Below are 10291 nucleotides of genomic sequence, written 5' to 3'. Positions count from 1 at the left end.
ACCGAACCGACAGATCCCGTTGAAGACTCGAAGTCAGTCAGGCGCTGGGTCAGGAACGACCGCTGCGGGGCGCGCCTACATCCTCACTGTCAGGCGCCGGCATCGCCGACCGGACGGCGTCGGCGTACTCACGCGGCCGGTCGACGTGCAGCGCGTGGCCGGCCCCCGCGATCGGGACCACGGTCGCCTGCGGCAGCATGCGCACGAGCCGCCGCGTCGCCGCGGTGAGGGCCGGGTCGCTGGCCGCGCCGAGCAGGCACGTCACCGGGCAGCGGATCGTGCCGATCGACGCACCTGTGAGGTGCTCGCCGGTACCCGCGTCGAGCTCCGCGAGCGTGGCCGCGGCCGTCGACCGCATCGCGGCCCGCAGCGCCGGGGCGAAGTCGTCGAAGGCGCACCCGCCGGTGGTGCGGCGGCTGGCCCAGCGGTAGAAGCGCACGGCGGCTGCCTCCTCGCCGGTGGTGCGACGCAGCACCTGGGCGCCGAGCATCGTCCAGGCCATGCGCACGGTCATGTGCCGCTTGGCGTGCAACGGCGGCTCGGCGAGGACGAGCGCCGCCACGTGGGCCGGGGAGGTCACCGCGAGGTCGAGCGCGACGATCCCGCCGCCGCTCCAGCCCAGCACCGTCGCCGGCGCCGCGTCGAGCCGCTCCAGGAGAGCCGCGGCGTCGCGCGCGTGGCGGTGCCAGTCGCGGATCGGCGGGTGGACGGAGCCGCCGAACCCGCGCCGGTCGTAGGCGATGACCCGCCAGTCGCGCGCGAGGTCCTCCACCGTGTCGTGCCAGGCCACCGCACCTCCCCCGTTGCCGTGGATCAGCAGCAACGGCGGCCCCGCCCCGGTGACGGAGTACTCCAGGTCCACGCCGTCGATCGCCGTCGTCGTCATCGCATCCACCGCCTCGTCCCCGCTCGGGTGATGGCAGGACGCTAGGCAGGATGCGGAGGCGCCCACATCGGGCGATCACCCCATGGTCTCGGTCCGCTCGCGCAGGAGATGGTGCTCCATCGCGAACAGCGCCGCCGCCGCCCGAGTGGTGACGCCGGTCTTCGCGTAGATGTGCTCGACGTGCCGCCCCACGGTCTTGGGCGAGATCGCCAGTGCCGCGGCGACCGCACGGTTGGCTGCGCCGCGGGCGATCAACTGCAGCACCTCGACCTCCCGGTCGGACAACCCGGCCGGATGCACGACGTCACGTCGGCTGCGCTCCTGGCCGGCTGCGGCCAGGACGGCGTCCACCGCGGTCGGATCCAGCCGGCCCGCGCCGATCTCCAACCGCATCCCGTCGCGGGCGGCCGCCGGGGTCCGAGCGGGGCGGTGTGCGCGGTCCTCCGTCAACGCCGTCCACACGTCCGCGGCGGCGAGCAGCCGGGCCGACCGCGACTAGGCTGGTCGTCCCCCACTCCCGGAGGCCCGGGATGAGCGACTCCGACGATCCCCTCGTCCAGGCGCGGACGGCCTTCACGGAGCGGCGGTGGCCCGACGCGTACGCCGCCCTGACGGCCACCGACCGGCCGCTGACGGCGGACGACCTCGCCGTCCTGGCCGACTGCGCCTGGTGGCTGGGCCGGGTCGACGAGTCGATCGACGCCGGCGAGCGGGCGTTCCAGGCGTTCGCGCGGGAGCAGCGACCCCGGCCCGCGGCGATGGCGGCCATCGGCGTCGCGATCAACCACCTCATGCGCGGCGCGGAGGTGGCCGGCTCCGGCTGGGTCGGCCGGGCCGCCGCGCTGCTGGACGGGGAGCCGGAGTGCGCCGAGCAGGGCTATCTCTCCTACCTCGTGGAGGTCCAGGGCGCCCTGGACGACGGCGACCGGGACGTCGTGCTGACCGCCGCCCGGCGGGTCGCCGACCTGGGACGGCGTCTCGGCGACGCCACCCTCGTGGCCGCCGGCCTGGTGGGCGAAGGCCGGGTGCTGGTACGCCAGGGCCACGTCCGCGACGGGATGGCCCGCTTCGACGAGGCGATGACCGCGGTCGTCGCCGGCGAGGTGCTGCCCGACTGGGCCGGCGACCTCTACTGCAACCTCATGTCGGCCAGCCACGAGGTCGGCGACCTCCGGCGCGCCCGGGCGTGGGTGCAGGCGACGGAGGAGTGGCTCGCGACGCTGCCCGCGGCGGTCCTGTTCACCGGGATGTGCCGGGTCCACCGGTCGCAGGTGCTACAGGCCGCCGGGGAGTGGGCGAGGAGCGAGCGTGAGGCGGCACGGGTCTGCACGGAGCTCGACGGCATCGACTGCCTGTCCTCCGCCGAGGGCCACTACCAGCTAGGGGAGCTCGCGCGCCTGCGCGGACGCCCGGCGGCGGCGGAGCGGTCCTACCGCCGGGCGCACCACCTCGGCCGCGACCCCCAGCCCGGATGGGCCCTGCTCCGCCTGCAGCAGGGTCGTCCCGACGCCGCGGCGACCTCGGTGCGCGCCGCGCTGCTCGCGGAGCGGACGAACCCCCTGGTGCGCGCCCGGCTGCTGATCGGCCAGGTCGAGATCGCCCTGGCCGGGGACGACCGGACCACCGCCGAGGTCGCCCTCGCCGAGCTGGCGGACACCGCCGCGCGCTACGACAGCCCCTGCTTCACGGCCTCGGCCCGGCAGTGGGAGGGAGCGATCCTGCTCTCCTCCGCGGACGCCGGCGGGGCGCTCCCGGCTCTCTCGGCAGCCTGCCGTTCCTGGCGCGGCCTGCACGCCCCCTACGACTGCGCACGCGTCCGCGTGCTGCTGGCCGCTGCCTACCGGGAGCTCGGCGACGCGGACGCCGCCGACCTCGAGCTGACCGCGGCCGCCGAGGTCTTCGACCGGCTCGGAGCCGCGCCCGACGCCGCCGCCGTCGCGGCGCTGCGCGGGGAGCCGGCGCTCCCGGGCGGGCTCACCGACCGCGAGGCGCAGGTCCTCGCCTGCCTGGCCTCCGGCCGGACCAACGCCCAGATCGCCGAGGAGCTGGTGATCAGCGCCAAGACCGTCGCCCGGCACCTCTCCAACATCTTCGCGAAACTGGACGTCGGCACGCGCACCGCCGCAGCGGCCTGGGCGCACGAGCACGGGCTGGCTGGGTCGAACGACCCATCCCCGGCCCGCCGGGATTGGGTCGTCCGCTCGATGCGGGGCGGCCGGCCGCGCTCCTAGCGTTCCCTCGTCGTCCCGACGACCGAGGAGACGAGGATGTCCGCCACCCTGCACCGGCAGATCGACCCGGCCCGCACCGAAGCGTTCGCCGGGCGGCTGCTCGCCACCTACACCGACGGCGTCGTGACGCTGCTGATCGACCTCGGCCACCGCACCGGGCTGCTGGAGACCCTGGCCGCCGGCGAGGGCACCGGTCAGGAGCTGGCCGAACGGGCCGGACTGGCCGAGCGCTACGTCCGGGAGTGCCTGGGCGGGCTCGTGACCGCCGGCATCGTGGAGTACTCCCCCGCGACGGCGACGTACCGGCTCCCGCCGGAGCACGCCGTGTGCCTGTCCGGTCCCGGGTCGCTGAACCTGGCCCCGCTCAGCCGGATCAGCGCACTGCTCGGTCGGCACGTCGGCGACGTCGCCGAGGCCTTCCGGAGCGGTGGCGGGGTCCCGTACAGCGCGTTCCGGCCGGAGTTCACCGACGTCATGGACGAGGTGTCACGCGGATTGCTCGACGGCCAGCTGCTCGAGGGCATCGTCCCGCTCGTGGACGGGCTCGGCGAGCGGCTGGCCGCCGGCGCCCGCGTCGCCGACGTCGGCTGCGGCACCGGGCACGCCGTCAACCTGCTGGCCCGGGCCCATCCACGCGCCGCCGTCACCGGGTACGACCTCGCCGCCGACGCCATCGGGCGGGCCCGGGCGGAGGCCGCCGACTGGGGCCTGCCCAACGCGCGCTTCGAGGTGCGCGACGCCACCGACCTGCCCACGGACCCGCCGTTCACGGCCGTCTTCGCCTTCGACGCGATCCACGACCAGGCCGATCCCGCGGGTGTGCTGCGCCGCATCCACGACGCGCTCGAGCCCGGCGGTGTGTTCGTCATGCTCGACATCAAGGCCGCCAGCGCGCTCGAGGACAACGTCGGCAATCCCCTGGCCCCGTGGCTTTACGGGGTCAGCACGCTGCACTGCCTCACCGTGTCCTTGGCGGTGGGGGGCGCCGGCCTCGGCACGGTCTGGGGAGAGGAGCAGGCCCGGCGCATGCTCGCCGAGGCAGGCTTCGTGGACGTCTCCGTCCGGGACGTCCCCGACGACCCGCTCGACTCGCTGTACGTCGCCCACCGGCCGGCCGGCCGGTTCGCCCCGGACGGGGATCGACGATGAGGACCGCAAGCGGTCCGCGCCGGGTCGCCGGGACGGCGGTGGTCGTCGGGGCCAGCATGGCGGGGCTGTGCGCGGCCCGCGTCGCCGCGGAGCGCTTCGACCGGGTCGTCGTCCTGGACCGCGACGGGCTGCCCGCCGGGCCGGACCCGCGCGGCCGGGTGCCGCAGGGCAGGCATCCGCACCTGTTGCTCGTCTCGGGGGCCCGGATCCTCGACCGGTGGTTCCCCGGCATCGTCGACGAGCTGCTCTCGGCCGGCGCGGTGGACGTCGACCTGTGCGGGGACGCGCACTGGTACCAGGAGGGTGGCGTCATGAGCCGCCCCCGCACGGCGCTGCGCAGCCCGTCGATGAGCCGCCCGCTCCTCGAACACGTCGTCCGCCGTCGCGTCACCGCCCTGCCCCGGGTGACGCTGCGCGGCGGGACCACCGTCGTGGGCCTGGTGACCGACGCGTCCCGCACCCTCGTCACCGGCGTCCGGCTGGACACGGGGGCGGCGCTCGCCGCGGACCTCGTCGTCGACGCCACCGGCCGCCAGGCGCGCAGTCTCGGCTGGCTGGACGAGCTCGGCTTCGCACCGCCCGCCGTCTCGGAGGTGCACGTCGACACGCGGTACGTGTCGCGCACCTACCGCCGGGGCGAGCTGCCCGCCCGGGACTGGAAGGGCGCCGGCGTGATCGACGCCCCGGCCACCCGGCGCATGGCCATGGCGCTGCCCATCGAGGGCGACCGCTGGGTCGTCTCCTTCGGCGGGCTGGAGGGCGAGGCGCCGCCGGTCGAGGGAGCCGCGCGGCTGGACTACGCCCGGTCCCTCCCCTCGCCGGTGATCGCCCAGATCATGGCCGCGAGCGAGCCCCTCGGGGAGCCGGCCACCCACCGGTTCCCGGCCAACCAGCGGCGGCACGTCGAGAAGCTGCGCCGCTTCCCGCTGGGCTGGGTGCTGCTCGGGGACGCCGTGTGCAGCTTCGACCCGATCTACGGGCAGGGCATGACCGCCGCCGCGCTCCAGGCCGAGGCGCTCGGTGCCTGCCTCGACCGGGCCGGTGCGGTCGACGCGGCCTTCGCCCGCCGGTACTTCCGCCGCGTCGGCCGCGTCGTCTCCGTCCCGTGGTCCACGGCCGTCGGCGGCGACTTCGCCTATCCCGACACCCGGGGCCCCAAGCCGGTGGGCACCGACCTGCTCAACCGCTACGTGGCGCGGGCCATGCGGGCGGCGCACCGGGACGACGCGGTGTGGCTGCGCGTCAACGAGGTGATGGCGATGGTCCGCCGTCCGGAGTCGCTGGTCACCCCCGGGATCGCCGTGCGCGTGCTGGTCGGCGGTCAGAGGCGCCGGTCGGGTCGGGCCAGCACGGCGTCGCACACCGCGGACGTCGCCCAGCGCTCCCACCGCTCGGGTTCCCACCCCCGGTCGACCGTCAGCAGGACGTAGACCTCCAGGCTGATCAGCGCGAACAGGACGTCGGCGGCCTCCTCCACCGCGAGTCCGGCGCGCAGTGCGCCCTTCGCGTCGAGGGTCTCGGCGAGCATCCGGTGGGCGGTGTGGCGCTGCTGCTGGTTGACCTCCCACTGCGCCGCCATGTCGGGGTCGCTGCCCGCGGCGTCCCGGACGATCCGCAGGACCGGGGCGACCCGGCCGAAGATCTCCCGGCTCACCCGCAGCCAGACGGCCACGGTCTCCGGCCCGTCCGGCGCACCGCGCAGCTCCTGGACCCACGGTCGGTCCAGGAGCGCGACCGGCTCGTCGTCGCCCACGGAGGCGACGTCGGCGACCTCCTTGAGCAGCGTGCGCTTGTTCCCGAAGTGGAAGTAGACCGTCTGGACCGCGACGCCGGCCTCGTCGGCGATCTGCTGGAGGGTGGTGGCGGCATAGCCCTCCTGGAGGAACAGCCGGCCCGCGGCCTCGCGGACCCGGCGACGGGTCTGCGCCGCCTGGTCGGCCCGCGAGGAGCGGGGTCCTCGTCCCTTGACACCCTCTCCCATGTGCTAGAGCCTACTCTAGAGTTCCCTCTAGCGAATGGCAGGGAGGCGCCGTGCCGGCGATGAACGGCTTCCACCACGTCAAGCTGCCGGTGAGCGACGTCGTCCGCAGCCGGGACTGGTACCTGTCGGTCCTGGGTCTCGCGGTGGAGATCGAGTTCGTCGAGGACGGCGTCCTGATGGGTGTCGCGCTGCGCGACCGGACCGGCACGGTCAGCCTGGCCGCCCGGCTCGATCCGGAGCGGGCGGCAGCGCTGGCCGGCTTCGACCCCGTCGCCGTGGGCGTCCCCACCCGCAGCGACCTCGAGGAGTGGGCGGAGCGGCTCGACACCCTCGGCGAGCCGCACGGGGGCATCGTCACCGGCCACGAGGGATGGGCGCTGGTCGGCCTCCACGACCCCGACGGCATCGAGGTCCGGCTGTACACCACGGAACGGCACGGCGGAGAGGCAGCGACATGAGCACCGACCCTGCGGGCTACGTCCTTCGACCGGGAGCGGGACCGACCCGCTGGTTCCTGGACACCCGGATGACGGTGAAGACGGGTGGGGCGGCCACCGGCGGCGCCCTCACCGTCATCGAGTGGTCCGCGCCGGTGGGGTTCGGCCCGCCCCGGCACGTGCACCACGCCGAGGACGAGATGTTCTACGTGCTCGACGGGGAGATGGTCATCGAGTGCGGCGACCAGCGGTGGACCGCCCGGCCGGGCGACTTCGCCTTCCTGCCGCACGGAGTCGCGCACGTCTTCGTCGTGTCCCGGGGACCCGTGCGCGGACTGCAGCTGACCACCCCCGCGGGGTTCGAGGCGTTCGTCGAGGAGGTCGGTCGCGTGCCGGAGGGCCCGGGACTGCCCCCGCCGTCCGTGCCCGACGTCGCCGAGCTGGTCGAGGCCGGCCGGCGCCACGGGAACGACGTCGTCGGACCTCCGCTGTCGCTGGACGAGTGCGGGGTCGGGGACTGAGCCGCCCGTCCGCTGCTCCTCCGCGCCGGAGGGCCACCGTCGTCCACCGGCTCACGTCGGCGGGCCGCCCGTGTCGGATCGGAGGGCCGTCGCGAGTCCGGTGAGGTCCAGCATGCGGCGAGCCGGCCCGGTCGCGGGGAGCAGGATGTCCGTGTCGCCGTGGCTGCTGGCGCGTTCGGCGATCTCGAGCAGCAGCCCGGCGCCGACGCTGGTGACGTGGTCGAGCCGGGTGAGGTCGACGGTGGTCGGCCGGGGGTCGGCCAGCTCGGCCAGGACGGACTCACCGATCGCTCGGGTTCCGGCGAGGTCGAGGTCCCCGACCAGAGCCAGGCAGCGGCGACCCTGCGCGTCGGTCACCTCCAGCGTCGCCCGCTGCTCGCCGACGCGCTGCATCCCGGGGAGCACCGCCACGCCCATGCGGCGGCGACGCGCCGCTGCCGGCGCAGCCGCGGGGGTGAGCACGAACCGCAGGGCGGTGCCGGAGAGCCCGGGTGAGAGGTCGACGTCGCGGGCGAGGGTGGAGATGATCTGCAGCCCGCGGCCGCGGAAGCCGGGATTGCGCGGCGGGGTCCGCCAGGAGCCGGCGTCGGTGACCGAGCCGACCACGTCACCGGCGCCGTCCAGGCCCAGCTCGACGAGGACCCGGCCGGGGCCGTCCCCGTCGCGGTAGGCATGCTCGACGGCATTGCCCGTCGCCTCGCCGAGCGCCAGCTGCAGGTCCTCGACCGCATCGGCGGAGAGGCCCGCGGCAGAAGCCCAGCGCTGCACCGCCCGCCGCACCTCCGGCAACCGTTCCGGCTCCGCGGGTAGATCCAGCCGCAGCGGCGCGGGCAGGAGCCGGACGGCGACGACCGCGACGTCGTCGGTGCCCCCGTCCCCGTCGACGAGGTCGTCGAGGACGCCGTCGAGGAGCACCGGCAGCGGCGCCGAGAGCCGCCTCGTGACCGCGGTGGCCAGCCGCTCGAGCCCGTCGTCGAGGGTGACGCCGCGCCGCTCGACCAGCCCGTCGGTGTAGAGCACCAGCGTCGCCCCCGGCGGCAGGGCGCGGGCCGCCTCGGGGCGAGGTCCGGAGGTCGGCAGGCCCAGTGCCGGACCCAGCCCGCCGTCGAGGTAGCCGTGGTGACCGGTGCCGTCGCCGCCATTGGCCAGCAGCGGGGGTGGGTGCCCGGCGCAGCTGTAGGTGAGCCGGCCGGCGTCCGGCTCCAGCCGCAGGCAGGCCACGGTGCTCACGCGGGCTCCGTCGACGTGGCCGGAGAAGCGGTCCAGGACCTCCAGGGCCCGGGCGGGGGGCAACCCGGCCAGCAGGATGCCGGCCAGCGCGCTCCGCAGCTGTCCCATCGTCGCGGCAGCGGGGGCGCCGTCGCCGACGACGTCGCCGACGGCGACCGCGACGGCACCGTCGGGGAGCGGCAGGACGTCGTACCAGTCGCCGCCGGCGGATGTGCCCGACACCGCGGGGAGGTAGCGGGCGGCGACCGCCAGCCGGTCCACGGCCGGGAGATGGCCGGGCAGCAGGCTGCGCTGCAGCGTCTCGGCCATCTCCCGGCGCACGTCGGCCAGGGCGGCGCGCTCGAAGGCCACCGCGACCTGGTCGGCGACGGTGAGCAGGAACGCGCGCTCGTCGCCGTCGAAGGGCCGCGCCGTCCGGAAGGTCACCGCGAGTGCGCCGACCAGCCGGTCGCCGACGAGCAGCGGGAGCGCGGCGATCGCCTGGGTCTGCGCGGACATGCTCGCCACCACGGCCGGATAGCGCTCGGCCACGGTCTCCCGGTCGGGCAGCCAGACCGGCCGGCGGGTGAGTGCGGCGTCGGGCAGCGGCACCGAGGGCGTCAGCCGCATGGTGGTGAAGTCGTCCCAGCGCCCGGGCGGGGCACCGACGACGTCGACGGTGTGCAGCTGCCCGTCGTCGCCCAGTGCGCAGACGGCGACGAGGGAGGCGCCGAGCACGTCGCGGAGACCCGTGGTGAGGGCGGCGGCGGCCTCGGCCGCCGTCCCGGCAGCCGACAGCGCCACGGTGATCTCGTGCAGCTGCCGCCGCTGAGCGGCCAGCCGCTCGGCGGCGACCATCGTCGCCAGGCGTTGACCGAGGTCGGCGGCGAATGCGGTGTCGGCGTCGCCGTACCGGTCCGGGGTCTGGGCGGTGAGCGTGAGCAGTCCCACCACGGCGCCACCCACGGTCAGCGGCGCGGCCAGCCAGCTGGCGCCGCCGATCGCGGTGAGCGCGGCGAACTGGGCCTCGTCGGTCGTCGCGGCGCGGAAGAGCTGCTCGTCGGGCTCGGAGACGGCGAACGCGCGCCCGGCCCGGAACTCCGCCGCGAACTCGTCGGGCACCCGCACCGAGCCCAGCGCGCCCAGCCGGCCGGACAGGCCGGCGGGGGCGACGGCGACCGGCCGGTACCGCTCGTCGTCGCCGCGCAACCAGACCGCGGCCCAGTCGGCCACGTCGGGGACGAGCAGGCCGGTGACCGTCCCGAGCCGTTCCTCCACGCTGCCGGGCCCGGTGAGCACCCGGCCGGCGGCGGCCAGCAACGCCGCGGCCAGCTCGCGCCGCTTCGAGTCGGTGACGTCGACGAGGACCGAGTGCATGGCGGTCGCGGTCCCGGCCTCGTCGCGGTCGACGTGCGCCAGGTGCTGCAGCCACACCCACCGCCCGTCGGCCGCCCGGACCCGGTAGGTGAGGGACAGGTCCTCGCCGTCGGCGATGGCGGTGCGCACCGCGGCGAGCGCCGCAGCGGCGTCGTCCGGGTGGAGGATCCGCTGCCACAGGCCCGGCTCGTCCAGCCACTGCCGGACCGGATAACCCAGCACCTCCTCGGCGCGGGCGTTGACGAAGCGGAAGCGCCAGCTCGACGGATCACGCTCCCACACGATCGCGTTCAGCCCGGCGACCATCGCCTGCATCCGGGCCGCGCTCGCCTCGGCGGCCCGGCGGGCCGCCCGCGCGGCGTCGGCGTCCCGGCTGGCCCGCTCCGCTTCCTCCCGGACATCGGCGAGCTCGGCGCGGACGTCGGAGCCGGCCGGCTCCTGTGGCGCGACCGCACCGGTCCTGCGCGCTCCGGGATCGTGCTGTGATGCCACCGCTGGCC

The 10291-nt window shown here is 75.8% G+C and carries 9 protein-coding genes; 5 read left to right on the top strand and 4 right to left on the bottom strand.

Features of this window, described 5'->3' with window-relative positions; all coding sequences use genetic code 11:
- Positions 1–49 precede the first annotated feature (49 nt).
- Entirely contained in the window at positions 50–886 is an 837-nt protein-coding gene (locus tag ACK586_RS16490) for an alpha/beta fold hydrolase (protein ID WP_409331580.1), read from the bottom strand.
- 75 nt (positions 887–961) lie between these two features.
- A complete protein-coding gene (locus ACK586_RS16485) occupies positions 962–1273 on the bottom strand; it encodes a response regulator transcription factor (RefSeq protein WP_409331579.1) in 312 nt (103 codons plus the stop codon).
- 143 nt (positions 1274–1416) lie between these two features.
- Here ACK586_RS16485 and ACK586_RS16480 point away from each other — a divergent pair, with 143 nt between their 5' ends.
- The 3 genes from ACK586_RS16480 to ACK586_RS16470 are packed head-to-tail and all read left to right on the top strand — an operon-like array spanning position 1417 to position 5696.
- Positions 1417–3117, top strand: a complete 1701-nt coding sequence (locus ACK586_RS16480) for a helix-turn-helix transcriptional regulator (RefSeq protein WP_409331578.1) — start codon at positions 1417–1419, stop codon at positions 3115–3117.
- A 36-nt stretch (positions 3118–3153) separates the two neighbouring features.
- A complete protein-coding gene (locus tag ACK586_RS16475; protein ID WP_409331577.1) occupies positions 3154–4266 on the top strand; it encodes a class I SAM-dependent methyltransferase in 1113 nt (370 codons plus the stop codon).
- Positions 4263–5696, top strand: coding sequence for an FAD-dependent oxidoreductase (locus ACK586_RS16470; protein WP_409331576.1), 1434 nt, complete (start codon positions 4263–4265; stop codon positions 5694–5696). The genes ACK586_RS16475 and ACK586_RS16470 overlap by 4 nt, the downstream gene beginning before the upstream one ends.
- Here ACK586_RS16470 and ACK586_RS16465 read toward each other — a convergent pair.
- Complete coding sequence (locus ACK586_RS16465; protein ID WP_409331575.1) at positions 5588–6247, bottom strand: TetR/AcrR family transcriptional regulator; 660 nt, start codon at positions 6245–6247, stop codon at positions 5588–5590. The genes ACK586_RS16470 and ACK586_RS16465 overlap by 109 nt on opposite strands.
- A gap of 59 nt (positions 6248–6306) precedes the next feature.
- On the opposite strand from ACK586_RS16465, the gene ACK586_RS16460 reads away from it, so the two are divergent.
- Positions 6307–6705, top strand: coding sequence for a VOC family protein (locus ACK586_RS16460; protein WP_409331582.1), 399 nt, complete (start codon positions 6307–6309; stop codon positions 6703–6705).
- Positions 6702–7205, top strand: a complete 504-nt coding sequence (locus tag ACK586_RS16455; protein WP_409331574.1) for a quercetin 2,3-dioxygenase — start codon at positions 6702–6704, stop codon at positions 7203–7205. Before ACK586_RS16460 ends, ACK586_RS16455 begins: the two co-directional genes overlap by 4 nt.
- Before the next feature lie 51 nt (positions 7206–7256).
- Here ACK586_RS16455 and ACK586_RS16450 read toward each other — a convergent pair whose 3' ends face one another.
- Positions 7257–10283, bottom strand: coding sequence for a SpoIIE family protein phosphatase (locus tag ACK586_RS16450; protein ID WP_409331573.1), 3027 nt, complete (start codon positions 10281–10283; stop codon positions 7257–7259).
- Positions 10284–10291 lie beyond the last annotated feature (8 nt).

The sequence above is a fragment of the Trujillonella humicola genome (genome assembly GCF_046233715.1).
GTDB classification, from domain to species: domain Bacteria; phylum Actinomycetota; class Actinomycetes; order Mycobacteriales; family Geodermatophilaceae; genus Trujillonella; species Trujillonella humicola.
Note: the sequence above shows the minus strand (reverse complement) of the source record. Positions and strands in the feature narration are given on the sequence as shown.